Raw genomic sequence first — 282 nt, forward strand, 5'->3', positions numbered from 1 at the left:
ATTGAAAGATTCTGCGGAAGCATTGGTGCTTCTGTTGTCGAAGTAGTGTAGGATGTATTGATGATGCGCTGCAATAGATCGTGCTACGCTCTCAAAGGAAGTAATGCCCGCATTCTCAACCTGATTATGCCACAGGCCTAGTTTGGTAAATGCTACCTTTTTGTCCTTGCATTTATTGAAGATGTCCCCTAAGGCAATTCCAAGATCATAAGCCTGTTTTAGCTTGGGAAACCGCATGAACAACAATTCAGCACGATGTTTCTGGCTTTCGGACCATCGGCT

The 282-nt window shown here is 44.3% G+C and carries 1 protein-coding gene; it reads right to left on the minus strand.

Annotation, left to right across the window (positions count from 1 at the left end; all coding sequences use genetic code 11):
* Positions 1-282, minus strand: a 282-nt coding sequence (locus tag G5B32_RS16995; protein WP_165292679.1) for a transposase, incomplete at both ends; no start/stop codon positions are given.

Source organism: Sphingobacterium sp. SGL-16 (assembly GCF_011043515.1).
Taxonomy (GTDB): domain Bacteria; phylum Bacteroidota; class Bacteroidia; order Sphingobacteriales; family Sphingobacteriaceae; genus Sphingobacterium; species Sphingobacterium litopenaei.